This is a genomic window from Limnobaculum allomyrinae, assembly GCF_016649425.1.
GTDB lineage: Bacteria > Pseudomonadota > Gammaproteobacteria > Enterobacterales > Enterobacteriaceae > Limnobaculum > Limnobaculum allomyrinae.
Genome location: NZ_JADRCR010000001.1, coordinates 352,972 through 366,404, shown reverse-complemented (window position 1 = coordinate 366,404; position 13,433 = coordinate 352,972). Strand labels below are relative to the sequence as shown.

Here is a 13,433-nt window from a genome sequence, read left to right as displayed (position 1 = left end):
ATAATACCAGAAATATCTATTGCCTGATATATCATTTCGAATATACTGGAAATATAGTTTTAATATTTATGGAACGTTAAGGATTAAAAGATGAATGATGGGTTAGGTATGTTGATGGATGCGTTAAACATGTTTTTATTTTTGGCTACCGAGCTGTCGCTGTTGTTTCTGGTGATTAGCCTGGGTGTCAGTTTTATACGCCAAAAAGTTCCGGATACTAAAATCCAGACGATGTTGGGTGCCCGTAAAGGTAGAGGATATGTCATTGCTGCACTGCTCGGGTCTATCACTCCATTTTGTAGCTGTTCTACAATTCCTATGTTACGTGGGTTGCTCTCCGCCAGAGCGGGTTTCGGGCCGACACTGACTTTCTTGTTTATCTCACCGCTGCTCAATCCTATTATTGTTGGATTGATGTGGGTAACGTTCGGACTGAAGATCACCTTGCTGTATACCTCCATTGCTGTTGTTGTGTCTGTGTTGTCCAGTTTTTTGCTGAGTAAATTAGGTTTTGAACGGTATGTAATTAATGCGAAAGAGACCAAAGGAAAATCTTGTTCAGTAAGCTGTTCTGCACCAGAGCCAACGCTTCAGGCAGCTTCATGCTGTAACAGTGAACCATTTAATCAACCAAAACGCGTAGTTCAGGTTGATTCGTGTTGTAGCAGTGAGAGCAGTAAGATACCAACAACATCAAGTTCGATATCACTGGCATGGCAGGATGCATGGAAACAGTTCAGGGAGGTATTTCCCTATCTTCTGGTTGGAGTACTGATTGGTTCTTTTATTTATGGTTTTGTACCTACGGAATGGATTGCCAGACATGCCAGTGGTGATAACGTCTTTGCTATTCCATTAAGCGCAGTGGTAGGTATTCCTCTTTATATCAGAGCTGAAGCAATGATCCCGCTGGCGTCGATTTTAATGGCTAAAGGGATGGGGATTGGCGCCGTGATGGCGCTGATCATCGGGAGTGCAGGAGCCAGCTTAACAGAAGTTATTCTGCTGAAGTCTATGTTCAGAACACCGATGATTATTGCATTTCTTACCGTAATTTTAGGTATGGCAGTGTTGATGGGATATCTAACTCAACTATTCTTCCGGATATAAAATAAGAGAGCTTCTATGCTCGCTTCAGCATGATTTATTAATTCAAAGGTGGCGGAAAAATCTCTGCAAAGCTATCAGCGCGTATTGGAGCGGTATGCTTTCCCGCTATTGGGCAAAATGCCTGTGAGCAGCTTGAAAACACCTGACTTTCTTGATGCGTTGCGCCGTGTCGAAGCCACGAACCATTTGGTGTCCATGAAGTTTCTGTATACGGAGTCGGGGGCTGGGGCGGTGACGTGAGAATGCGGCAAGCCTATGGTGCATCGGGTAAAAAAGCCCGGCAAAGGTGGTTATGACTTCTGGGGCTGCACCGGCTGGCCGGAGTGTAATGGAAAATCATAGCCTATAAAAACAGCCTCTTGAATCCGTGAATGAATATTCAAGAGGCTGCTCGATTTTGGGTCATTTGACCTTTCTTGCTGCTTGAGAAACAGTTATTTGTATTGCACCACTGCTGGCAATTTGGTCAGAGAAAAGGCCATTTAGAAAATCATCTTTGAGGATACGGCCAATGAATACAATAAATAGCAAGATATTAGAAAAGATAGGCGACGAAAAAATAGTAGATAAACTCCTTTCTTTGTCAAAGTCAGACTTAAATTCGGTACTGTTAGAAGTTTTTGAAAAACAGACAGATAGGTTTACCGCGGCTGATGTTTTAAAAGTGTTTCAATTGAACCGTTTTTCTACGCCCAGCGATATTAACCCGGCAAATTTTCATGATCTAGAAGCTCAATTACTATTAGCAGCGCAAAAAATGGATATACAGACTGTTCTTCTTTCACCATCTGCTCCTCTTGGAAGTTGTAGCGTATTTGGGTGTGTTGATCAGTACAATATTGTCAGTGCAGTGCGTGGTACAGAAACCTTGGCCGATCCATCTAATATGCTGGCAATTATTATTGCTGACAAATTAAAAAAAAGAAAAGAAAGCAACACGTATCCATTGCATTACGCTGCAACTGCAAGAGTTACTCGGGCGCAACAATATTCGGGCATGGGTTTTTTTGCTCATTTTGGCATTTTTTGTATGGTTTCTTCGGGCAAAGATACTGGATCTTATCGCTGCGAAACAGAGCTTTTGGACAAACATCTTCTTTTTTATAAAGATTTTTTCCAGGAACAATTCAGCACAAAATTATCCATCGTTTTGCGAAAAAGAAATGGATATAAAGATAGTGACGGCTTTTTTGCCAAAATGTCCGAAGTTATTCAAAATGCGTTCCCTGATGTGTCACTTTCTTATGATTCTAGCGATATGGACAATAAATATTATCAGGGGATCAATTTCAAAATATTCGTGGAAATAGATGGTGAAAAGATTGAAATCGGTGATGGCGGATTTGTTGATTGGATTTATCAAATGCTCGGAAGTAAAAAACAAAAATGCCTAATAAGTGGAGTTGGTTTGGATAGGCTTCTCTTTTGTAAGGCATAAAGTGAGAATAAAAATGGAAATTAAAAAACTATCTTACGACTATGTGAGCGACATTGCCATATTCGCCAATAACAAAAAAATTGCAGACAATTTGCGCGATATTTTCCCGCATCCCTATACAGAAGAAAACGCACGGCAATTTGTCGAATTTTGCATTGATACCCCCGAAAGCAAGCAAGTAAACCGTGCAATTTTCCATGACGATAAAGCTGTCGGCGTTATTAGCTTAACGTTGGGCGAAGATGTTTACGCCAAGAGTGCTGAAATCGGCTATTGGTTAGCCGAGCTATATTGGGGCAAAGGGATTATGACCGATGCCGCCAGGCAAATGTGCTGTATTGCATTTGGCCAATACAACCTTGCAAGGCTCTTTGCGGCTGTTTACTCATATAACAAAGAATCTTGTAAAGTTCTGGAAAAATGCGGATTTGAAATGGAAGGGGTGTTGAAAAAATCTGTGTTCAAGAATGGGCAGTTTTTTGATTCCTATATGTATGGCTTAGTAAACTGACAGGAAAACAAAGAATACAGCCACCAGAAGATGCAAAAAACATCATTCCGGTGGCTGTATTTTATTTTGTATTTACTGATTGTTCATCACATGGAGTAACGCGAAAGAAAATCTTCGTCTGTAACAACAAATTTTTTCTTTTCGTATAAAATTGCTCCTTGCTTCATACATTCTTCAATAATTCTATTCACGCTTCGTATTGGAGCGTTAACCTCTTTAGAAAGTTGGATTTTTGTAAGGTTGCATAATGTATTATTTTTATGATGAATGAATACCCTGCGTAAAACACGTTCTTTAATTGTCAATGATGAAAGTTCTTCAATAATATCACTATTGATAATTAACTTATGCGCGATTTCTTGAATCAGAAACTTTGTTGATTCAAAATCTTTACTCAACCATTCTAAAAAATGATCTTTATGCAGGGTATCAACTACACATTCTGTAGACGCAGTTATAGAGACGGGCTTTCTTCCTTTGTAAAATTGCTCTATTTCACCAAAGAAACTCCCCTCTGCATATAGATAGATATTAGAGAATGTTCCTTTTAAAGTTGGAATATACGCTTCTGCCTTCCCCTCTATCATAAAGTATACGGAATCATTTTCTCTTTCTGAGAAAAGGATTGCCTCGCCTTTGCTATATCTTTTGCGCTTAATTTTTTGCCTGAACTTGTCGGGGATTTCATCATATAAATTCATGTTATTTCACCGTAAAACTATTTTGGGTCAAATGACCTATTCGTTTTTATACAAAAAGTTTAGCACGGAACACAAGAGGAAAATTTGTAGAGAAAAAATCTCATAAACGCCAAGCTGCTGCGCACAGTTCGGTATCCAATAAGCATCCCGCATCGAGAATGCGTTTGGTGCCTCTGTGCGTTAGCCCTATGAGAAATGGACTGCTATTTCTCGCTTGTGGCGTTCAAATAACCGCTTTGTAGCATTACAGGCGGTTTTTTATATGGAGCAGCATCGTAGCGGTGTGCCGAAAACTCCAAAAGGAGTTTTGGACATGGCAAAACAGACAGGCAACCGTATGGCGTTCAAAGATTTTGAGGAACAAGCGAATGACTTCATCAGTTTGACATTTGATTATTGTGAAGAAGAACTACGGCGCATCCCGTCACACGACTCGCTTCCGAAGAACCTAAAACGTCAGGCATTAGCTTTTGCCACTATATCAGTACAGCAAAGTATTGAAGCGTTTCTGGCGATATCACAAATAGCAGACAATAAATAATTATAACCTAGGCGCTTGCGAAACGTGTGCGCCTTTCCTTTAATTTCAAGCGCCGAGCCGAAGGCGAGTACGCATCACCTGGAGGGCAGGAGCGCGGTACATGTATCGTGCCTGTCTGCCTCTTCGTTACGTTATACGATTATAAAGGAATATATAGAATTAACGCACATAAGTTGCTTCTCGCCATAAGTTTCCAAACCTTTCCTATTTGTTCATAACCGTACATGAACTTTTACAAATGATTACGGTAACGCTTCATAATTAAAGAATATTGCTGACAGTTCAATATGTTATGGATGAAGTCGTAATCAAACAGGCCCGCTAAACAGCGGGCCTGTAATAAGATAAAACACACTAACTTATCACTTAGTTGCTGCCTTCATCCCTTTAACAAACTCTGCCAGTTTTTCCAGCATAATTTTCGGCTGTTGATGACTTTGTTCGATAATCTTCACAATGGCTGAACCGGAGATAGCGCCCGCTGCGCCGCTGGTGAGAGCCGCTTTTACCTGTGAGGGTTCTGAGATGCCAAAGCCCTGAATAGGCGGCGCTGCATTGTATTCTTTCAGCTTGGCGACCAGATGCTCCAGTGGCAGATGAGCCTTATTTTCTGCACCAGTAACACCGGCGCGCGAGAGCAGGTAGGTATAACCACGGCCATGAGTAGCAATTTGGCGTAATAGTTCATCGTTGGCGTTAGGCGGGCAGATAAAGATTGGCGCGATATTATGACGCTGTGCCGCCAGACGATAGGGTTGTGATTCTTCCAGTGGGACATCCGCAACCAGTACGGAATCTACACCAACTTTTGCACACTGTGCATAAAACTCGTCAATACCGCGACTAAACACCAGGTTAGCGTACATCAGTAAACCAATCGGGATATCAGGGTGTTTTGCCCGGATCTTGCCTAATAACTCAAAGCAAAGTGACGGTGTCACCCCTGAGGCAAAAGCACGTAAGGTGGCGCTTTGAATCGTTGGGCCATCAGCCAGCGGGTCGGAGAATGGAATCCCCAACTCCAGAGCATCGGCGCCTGCGGTAACTAAGGTATCGATAATTTCCAGCGAGAGCTCCGGGTTTGGGTCTCCCAGCGTAACAAAAGGAACAAAAGCGCCCTGGTTGTTGGCAGCCAGACGTTCAAATAATTGTTGATAACGATCCATCAGATTTCTCCCCGCGCTTTTAAAATATCATGAACTGTAAAAATGTCTTTATCACCACGACCGGATAGATTGACCACCAGAATTTGTTCTTTTTCCGGCTCTGCGGCAATCATTTTCAGGGCGTAAGCCAGGGCATGAGAAGACTCCAGTGCAGGGATAATTCCCTCATGGCGGGATAGTTGTTTAAAGGCATCCAGCGCTTCATCATCAGTAATTGAAACGTATTCTGCGCGACCTATGCTGTTCAGGTGGGCATGTTGTGGCCCAACAGAAGGGAAATCGAGACCGGCAGAAATTGAGTAGGACTCTTCAATTTGGCCTTCGCTGGTTTGCATCATCGGTGACTTCATACCAAAGTAGATACCAACGCGGCCGTGTTTTAATGGTGCTCCGTGCTGTCCGGATTCGATACCTAATCCGGCAGGTTCAACACCGATCAGTCGAACGCGGGATTCTTCGATAAAATCGGCGAACATACCAATGGCGTTTGAGCCACCGCCAATACAGGCGATAACCGCGTCCGGCAGACAATTTTCACGCTCTTTCATTTGCTCTTTGGTTTCTTCACCAATCATCCGTTGGAACTCACGTACGATGGTTGGGAATGGATGTGGCCCCGCAGCAGTACCCAGCAGATAGTGAGCGGTATCATAATTACCAGACCAGTCGCGTAGCGCCTCATTACAGGCATCTTTCAGGGTGGAAGAACCACTGTGAACAGGAATAACTTCAGCACCCATCAGGCGCATTCTGAAAACGTTTGGTGACTGACGCTCAACGTCTTTAGCTCCCATGTAAACCCGACACTTTAAACCCAACAAGGCACTGGCTAATGCCGCTGCAACACCGTGTTGGCCAGCACCGGTTTCAGCGATAATTTCGGTTTTGCCCATGCGTTTTGCTAACAGGGCTTGACCCAGTACCTGATTGGTTTTATGAGCACCGCCGTGTAATAAATCTTCACGCTTCAGATACAGCTTGGTTTTACTTCCCGCCGTCAGATTGCGGCACAAGGTCAATGGTGTTGGGCGACCAGCATAGTTTCTCAGTAAATCTTGAAATTCAGCATGAAATGCCGGATCTCTTTGAGCACTGACGAAAGCCTCTTCCAGTTGCTGTAATGCGGGCATCAGGATTTGAGGTACATACATCCCGCCAAACTCGCCGAAATAGGGGTTAAGTAATGTCATGTTATATCCCTTAGTCTTCCACTTTTGTCGTTATTAATAGTTGCGTAGTATGCTAAATACCGCGTTGATTTTAGTAATGTCTTTATGACCAGGCTCGCTTTCCACGCCGGAATTGAAATCCAGCCCCTGACAGCCAAGGTTGGCTGCTGCAGCGGTATTGCCCGGGTTTAATCCACCGGCTACCATTGCCTTGTCCAGCGTTTGGCCTTGCAAAACTTGCCAGTCGAAAGTTTGTCCGGTACCACCAGCACCATTATCCAGGACATAGCAATCAACCTGAGGATGATTCAATTCGGGTAGCTGACCATCAACCGTTTGTGCTTTCCAGATCAGGCAAGTTGCCGGTAAGCGTGAACGTAAGTCATCAATATAGTCGTTATCTTCATTACCGTGCAGTTGAACGGCTGAGAGATTAAGTCGTTCAACCGCCAGACAAATGGTATCGGCTTTCGCATTGCTGAATACACCAACCCAGTTTAATGGGGCTGCAGCTACTACTTTTTGAGCCTGAACTAAATCAATATAGCGCGGCGATTTGCCGACAAAAATTAAACCGCCATATACGGCACCAGCATGATAAGCGGCAGCCGCATCTTCTGATCGGGTTAATCCACATACTTTATTCGCACCGAAAAGAACGCGACGTATGGCCAGATCCAGATTTTCTTCGGACATCAGTGCGCTTCCAATAAGAAAACCATCAGCGTACTGGCTGAGTTCACGCACTTGCTGGTAGTTATGAATACCGGATTCGCTGATAACGATAGTGGATTCAGGTAACTGTGGTGCCATGGTACGGGTACGATTCAAATCGATGGAAAGATCGCGTAAGTCCCGATTATTAATGCCAACAACACGAGCCTGTAGTGCAATAGCTCGTTGTAGCTCACTTTCATTACTGGCCTCCGTTAACACGCCCATATTGAGAGAGTGAGCAACGGCGGACAGCGCGATATATTGTTCATCATCCAGCACTGAAAGCATCAGCAGAACGGCATCGGCATGATAAAAGCGAGCTAAATAGATCTGATATTCATCAATAATAAAATCTTTGCACAAAACCGGTTGATGAACCTGATTACTGACCAGCGTTAAATAATCAAAATTGCCTTGAAAGTATTTTTCATCGGTCAATACAGAAATAACAGAAGCAAAATTACGGTAACTTTCTGCAATGGCACGCGGATCAAAATTCTGGCGAATTACCCCCTTTGATGGAGAGGCCTTTTTACATTCCAGAATAAAAACGCTGTTATCACTGGTTAATGCCTGGTAGAAGTTACGCTCGCTGGGAATAACTTTATGACGAAAGCTTTCCAGTGGCTGTTTTTGACGACGTTCTGCGACCCAAACTTGCTTATCACGAACAATGCGCGTTAATACGGTTTCTTGCATCATTTATCCTCTTGCCGCCAGTGCCTGCACTCTATCGAAGGCGACACCACTATTAATCACATCCATTGCCTGTTGTGCGTTGGCACGCAGATTTTCTTGTCCAAATAATCTCATTAATAATGCCACATTTGCTGCTACAGCAGACGCATGAGCAATTTCACCTTTACCTTGTAACAAGCGAGACAAAATGTCACGGTTTTCTTCAGGTGTACCACCTTCAAGGTCAGACAGGGTATATTGCTTCAGGCCAAAGTCTTGATTAGTTAACTGATAACATACGATTTCACCATCCCGCAGTTCAGCCACTTGAGTTGGGGCATGTACAGCAACTTCATCCATTCCTCCACCATGAACCACGGCAGCCTGTTGGTAGCCAAGTACTTTCAGCGCTTCAGCGATAGGGCGTACCAGTTCCGGGCTGTAAACACCAATCACGGCTTTTTTAGGGCGAGCAGGATTGATTAGCGGCCCCAGCACGTTAAACAGGGTGCGGGTTTTTAATTGTTGACGAACCGGCATGGCGTGACGAAAACCAGCGTGATACTGTGGCGCAAACAAAAAGCAAACGCCTAAATCATCCAGTGCCTGGCGAGAAATATCAGCGGGTAAGTCCAGTTTAATGCCCATTGCCGCCAGCAAGTCAGAAGAACCTGAACGGCTGGATACGCTCCGGTTACCGTGTTTGGCAATTTTGATACCACAGGATGCGGCAACAAACGCACTGGCTGTTGAGATATTGATGCTGTTAGTACCGTCGCCTCCGGTACCAACGATATCGGCAAAATCGTAATCCGGACGCGGGAAGGGCACAGCGTCAGCTAAAAATGCATTGGCGGCGCCAGCGATTTCATCCGGAGTTTCACCACGAACCTTCATGCTAATAAGGGCAGCAGCCAGTTGTGAAGGCTCCAGTTCTCCATGTGCAATGCTGCTAAAAAGCATTTGGCTTTCCTGCTGAGTTAATGATTCAGCACGGAATAATTTATTAAGAATCGATTGCATCATGTCTTGTGTTTGCATTTTCGTGTTCGCCGTTTTTATGAAGATTTGTTTCTTTGCCAGGGTGCTGATCGGTAAGTGAAAAGCGCCCATAAAAAAGCCCGCATTTTGCGGGCTTTTGGCTATTTGCTTTATCAGATGACAAATTGGTGCAAGTAAACCGCCCGCTAAGGGAGGAGTCGCCACCAACGATTTGCTAAAATATTTAATGTCATCATGATATTACCTTTGTGTTGTTGTGTTAGTTATTGACTGCATCTGTGTACTAGTAAACTAGTTTTATGTATCACTGTCAATATATTTAATATAGAAAAATAAAAATATTTTTATTTTTTCAGTTAAATCGATTTTTCAGTTAAAAGAAGAAATTTATTTATCTATTTTTCATATGGTTAATCACTTCAGGAAAGAGCCCATTCTAATGTTTGATCTAACAGACGCGCTCCCTGAGTGGTTAAGATAGATTCAGGATGAAACTGAAAACCACATACGCGATGCTGGTCATGGCGAACGGCCATTACCATCTGATTAAAATGTGCATTAATCGTGAGTTCTGAAGGGATCTCGGTACCTACCAGTGAATGGTAGCGAGCTACGGGCAATGGCGATGATAGCCCTTCAAACATCGCCATACCATCATGGGTAACCAATGATGATTTACCATGCAGGATTTCGCCGGCCTGACCAACAGTGCCGCCATAGGCCTCAACGATAGCCTGATGCCCAAGACAGATACCGATAACAGGCAGCTTGCCAAGTAGAGTGGAGAGTAATTCTGGCATGCATCCGGCTTCTGACGGCTTACCCGGGCCCGGTGAAAGCATTAATACCGGATTACTCATACGTTCAATATGCTGAATAATCATATCGGCAGGTAATTGATTACGATAAATGGTTACCTGATGACCACTGGCACGCAATTGATCCACCAGGTTATAGGTAAAGGAGTCGATATTATCGAGTAATAAGATATCAGCCATTAGAAAATCTCCTTAACCTGATGGGCGCTGGCAATAGCCCGTAATACGGCTCTGGCTTTATTGCGGGTTTCATCTGCTTCTGATTGAGGATTCGAGTCCAGAACAACGCCGGCTCCGGCCTGAATCGTTGCAATACCGTCTTCGACATAGGCGGAACGGATAACAATGCAGGTGTCCAGATCGCCATGGGCGGTAAAATATCCAACCGCACCGCCATAGCTGCCGCGGCGAACACCTTCATATTGAGCAATCAGCTGCATGGCCCGAACTTTAGGGGCACCACTTAAGGTTCCCATGTTCATGCAGGCTTGATAGGCGTGCAGAGCGTCGAGATCCTTCCGGAGTGTACCTACCACCCGTGAAACCAAATGCATTACAAAAGAGTAACGGTCAACTTTGGTTAAGTCGGCCACATAGCGACTACCCGCTTCGCAAATGCGTGCCAAATCGTTACGTGCTAAATCGACTAACATGATGTGTTCTGCCAGTTCCTTGTGATCGGTACGCATATCCAGTTCAAAACGACTATCCAGATCTTTATCCAGTGAGCCGTCAGGTCGACGACCCCGTGGACGCGTACCGGCAATAGGGTAGATTTCAATTTGACGGCTATTGGCTTCATATTTCAGCGCACTCTCTGGTGAGGCGCCAAACAGCGAGAACTCTTCATCCTGCATAAAGAACATATAAGGGCTGGGATTACTCTCTTTCAGGGTTTGATAAGCCGCCAGTGGCGAAGGGCAAGGCAAAGTGAAACGGCGTGAAGGTACCACCTGGAAAATATCCCCACAGCGAATAGATTGCTGTAGCTCACGAACAATATCCCCGTACTCTTCATCACTACGATCGCAATTTAACTGCATACTATCGAGTGCCGGAGCTGTTACCGGAGAAGCAGGTGCACGTAACTGTTGTTGAATTTCGATCAGCCGTGATTTCAACCGCTGTTGTTCAGTATTGTCTTGGCTAAACAGGCTGGCCTGAAGGCGGGAGACGCCATTTTGATGATCGAGAATCAGTAGCGTTTCAGCCAGATAAAAACAGAAATCGGGGCAGCGACGATCGCTTTCCAGAGCCGGTAGATCCTCAAAACCAGCAACCAGATCGTAGGCGAACAGACCACCAAAAAACATAGCGTCACGTTGATCCTGAGGGACACTAACCAGAGTAAGTAACTGACGTAATGAGTCAAAAACTGAGATGGATTTTAATCGGGCGTCTTCATCCTGTACCGCATCAATCTCCGGATAGATTAACTCACGTTGTCTTACACTAATATGGTTCTCGACCTCGTTTGGTAGCCGCTGATCTAACAAAGACAGTAACGCATTACCATTTTCTGTCAGTGCCCGGAGCGTAACCCGGCGCCCTTCAGCGGTAATCCGTAGTGCGCTATCAATCACCAACAGACTTTTTAGATTTTGTTTACTGTCAACTTCAGCTGATTCAAGTAACAAAGTGGACGGGCGATTATTACAGAATTGGGTAAAAATAGCCGTAGGATCGTCACGGTATGGCGTCTCTGCGGTTAATAATTGCATTGTTGGTTTCTGTGTTTGCATGTTGTACGCCAGTATTAGTTAGTTATTTATTAATATTCAGACAATAAAAAAGCCCGCAGTTTGCGGGCTCTTGGGCTATTTGCTTTATCAGATGACAAAATGGTGCAAGTAGGCCGCCCGCTAAGGGAAGTCTCGCCACCAACCTGTCAGTACAATAAGGAATGTCATCATGATAGTTACCTGTTTTAATCGTCCGATCTTGCGTACTAGTAAACTGGTTTTGATGATAAGTGTCAACTGCTTTCCTTGGGAAACATGAAAATTATTTTACGTGATTTAAAACAGGGCGATAGCAGAATGCTATTTGAATGTGTTTTATCAGGGTAACAGTTATAAGCATCAATAAGGCAAAAAATCTGATAATATCTGCTACTCGTCTGGTCTGGGCCAGTCCGTTCACTTTCTGCTAAAGAGTCTTCTGTGAGTACAACACTATCCTTTTCTGAATTGCCGCTGGATAAAGCGCTAATTGATAACCTGCATGAGCTGGGTTATGCACAAATGACCCCAATTCAAGCCGCAGCGCTGCCCGTTATTTTACAGGGGAAGGATGTGGTGGCACAGGCAAAAACAGGAAGTGGGAAGACCGCTGCGTTTGGTATTGGATTGCTGTCCGCTATTCAGGTTGATGCCTATCGGACTCAGGCACTGATACTTTGTCCTACCAGAGAACTTGCCGATCAGGTTAGTAAAGAGCTTCGTCGCCTGGCTCGCGCTATTGCCAATATTAAAGTATTAACGCTATGCGGTGGTCAACCGATGGGAGCTCAGGTAGATTCACTGGCTCATCCAGCCCATATTATTGTTGGTACTCCGGGGCGAATTCAGGATCACTTACGCAAAGGGAATCTAACCCTGCATGATTTAAATATTCTGGTGTTGGATGAAGCAGACCGAATGCTGGATATGGGGTTCTCTGATGAAGTCAACGACATTATCAGCCATACACCATCTCAGCGTCAGACATTGCTGTTTTCTGCTACTTATCCGGTAGATATTGAAAAAATGAGTGAACGAGTTCAACATTCACCCGAACGAATTATTATTGAATCGGCGGATGATCGGATTCATATTGAACAGCAATTTATTGAAGTGACCACACAGCAGCGTATTAGCCTGCTACAGAAAATTCTTTCCAGCATTCAGCCAGAATCATGCGTGGTATTCTCCAACACAAAACGGGACTGCCAGGAGATAGCCGAGACCTTGAGCGCCGCCGGTAGTAGCGTATTGGCTCTACACGGTGATTTAGAACAAAGGGATCGGGAACGAGTGCTGGTTCAATTCGCTAATCAAAGTTGCCGGGTACTGGTAGCAACTGATGTGGCAGCCAGAGGATTGGATATTAAGGATCTTCCATTAGTCGTTAACTTTGAGTTACCTTTTGATCCTGAAGTCTATATTCACCGCATTGGTCGAACCGGTAGAGCGGGGGCGCAGGGAATGGCCATAAGTTTTTGTACGCTGAATGAGCTGCAGCGTGCTCACGCTATTGAAGATTATCTTTCTGAACGTTTAGAGTGGAAACAGGCAGAACGTTTTAACCATAGTGATGTTCAGCCGGTGGTGTCGAATATGTTGACGTTAAGTATTGATGGGGGACGTAAAGCTAAAGTTCGCCCGGGAGATATACTTGGTGCATTGACCGGCGATGCCGGTTTAACCGCGGCTGATGTTGGCAAGATAGCTATCTTTGATACTCAGGCTTATGTGGCTATTCGCCGCCAGCGAGCCAGATTCGCCCTTGAACAATTGCGTAATGGAAAGATTAAAGGCAAAAATTGTCGGGTGTGGTTAATTAAATAATTTTATTGTGATGACATAAAAAGGCTAAGGATCT

General features: G+C 44.3%; 11 protein-coding genes, 2 pseudogenes and 2 other annotated features. Of the genes and pseudogenes, 6 read left to right on the top strand and 7 right to left on the bottom strand.

The window, feature by feature from the left end; genetic code table 11:
* Nucleotides 1-90 precede the first annotated feature (90 nt).
* From I2494_RS01675 to I2494_RS01665, 4 genes are all read left to right on the top strand, one after another.
* Nucleotides 91-1,110, top strand: coding sequence for a permease (locus I2494_RS01675; RefSeq protein ID WP_218465708.1), 1,020 nt, complete (start codon nucleotides 91-93; stop codon nucleotides 1,108-1,110).
* Nucleotides 1,111-1,158: 48 nt separating this feature from the next.
* A complete protein-coding gene (locus I2494_RS20655) occupies nucleotides 1,159-1,350 on the top strand; it encodes a phage integrase central domain-containing protein (RefSeq protein WP_407657823.1) in 192 nt (63 codons plus the stop codon).
* Between the two features lie 271 nt (nucleotides 1,351-1,621).
* The gene (locus I2494_RS01670; protein ID WP_218465709.1) at nucleotides 1,622-2,548 is read left to right on the top strand and encodes a hypothetical protein; all 927 of its coding nucleotides are present in this window, start codon (nucleotides 1,622-1,624) and stop codon (nucleotides 2,546-2,548) included.
* A gap of 13 nt (nucleotides 2,549-2,561) precedes the next feature.
* Entirely contained in the window at nucleotides 2,562-3,059 is a 498-nt protein-coding gene (locus I2494_RS01665; protein ID WP_218465710.1) for a GNAT family N-acetyltransferase, read from the top strand.
* Between the two features lie 86 nt (nucleotides 3,060-3,145).
* On the opposite strand, the gene I2494_RS01660 is transcribed toward I2494_RS01665, so the two are convergent.
* Complete coding sequence (locus I2494_RS01660) at nucleotides 3,146-3,760, bottom strand: Crp/Fnr family transcriptional regulator (RefSeq protein WP_218465711.1); 615 nt, start codon at nucleotides 3,758-3,760, stop codon at nucleotides 3,146-3,148.
* 262 nt (nucleotides 3,761-4,022) lie between these two features.
* On the opposite strand from I2494_RS01660, the gene I2494_RS01655 reads away from it, so the two are divergent.
* A complete protein-coding gene (locus tag I2494_RS01655; protein WP_218465712.1) occupies nucleotides 4,023-4,301 on the top strand; it encodes a hypothetical protein in 279 nt (92 codons plus the stop codon).
* Nucleotides 4,302-4,663: 362 nt separating this feature from the next.
* Here the strand turns inward: I2494_RS01655 and trpA are convergent, their stop codons facing one another.
* The 6 genes and pseudogenes from trpA to I2494_RS01625 all read right to left on the bottom strand — a co-directional run bounded on the left by trpA (nucleotide 4,664) and on the right by I2494_RS01625 (nucleotide 11,593).
* Entirely contained in the window at nucleotides 4,664-5,467 is an 804-nt protein-coding gene (trpA, locus tag I2494_RS01650) for a tryptophan synthase subunit alpha (protein WP_218465713.1), read from the bottom strand.
* Nucleotides 5,467-6,657, bottom strand: coding sequence for a tryptophan synthase subunit beta (gene trpB, locus I2494_RS01645; RefSeq protein ID WP_218465714.1), 1,191 nt, complete (start codon nucleotides 6,655-6,657; stop codon nucleotides 5,467-5,469). The genes trpA and trpB overlap by 1 nt, the downstream gene beginning before the upstream one ends.
* 33 nt (nucleotides 6,658-6,690) lie before the next feature.
* Nucleotides 6,691-8,052 (bottom strand): bifunctional indole-3-glycerol-phosphate synthase TrpC/phosphoribosylanthranilate isomerase TrpF, encoded by a 1,362-nt coding sequence (gene trpCF / locus I2494_RS01640; protein ID WP_218466021.1) that lies wholly within the window; start codon nucleotides 8,050-8,052, stop codon nucleotides 6,691-6,693.
* A 3-nt stretch (nucleotides 8,053-8,055) separates the two neighbouring features.
* Nucleotides 8,056-9,051, bottom strand: a pseudogene (gene trpD / locus I2494_RS01635) (anthranilate phosphoribosyltransferase); the annotation flags it as partial.
* Between the two features lie 91 nt (nucleotides 9,052-9,142).
* Nucleotides 9,143-9,245, bottom strand: a sequence feature (Trp leader region).
* A gap of 216 nt (nucleotides 9,246-9,461) precedes the next feature.
* Nucleotides 9,462-10,031: pseudogene (locus I2494_RS01630) on the bottom strand (glutamine amidotransferase-related protein); the annotation flags it as partial.
* On the bottom strand, nucleotides 10,031-11,593 hold the full coding sequence (locus I2494_RS01625) for an anthranilate synthase component 1 (protein WP_218465716.1): 1,563 nt from the start codon (nucleotides 11,591-11,593) through the stop codon (nucleotides 10,031-10,033). The gene I2494_RS01625 and the pseudogene I2494_RS01630, both read right to left, overlap by 1 nt.
* A 43-nt stretch (nucleotides 11,594-11,636) precedes the next feature.
* Nucleotides 11,637-11,740: a sequence feature (Trp leader region), on the bottom strand.
* Between the two features lie 273 nt (nucleotides 11,741-12,013).
* Between I2494_RS01625 and dbpA the strand changes: the two genes are divergently transcribed.
* Nucleotides 12,014-13,399: an ATP-dependent RNA helicase DbpA gene (gene dbpA / locus I2494_RS01620; protein WP_218465717.1), complete on the top strand. Its 1,386-nt coding sequence runs from the start codon at nucleotides 12,014-12,016 to the stop codon at nucleotides 13,397-13,399.
* The last annotated feature ends 34 nt before the right edge of the window (nucleotides 13,400-13,433 follow it).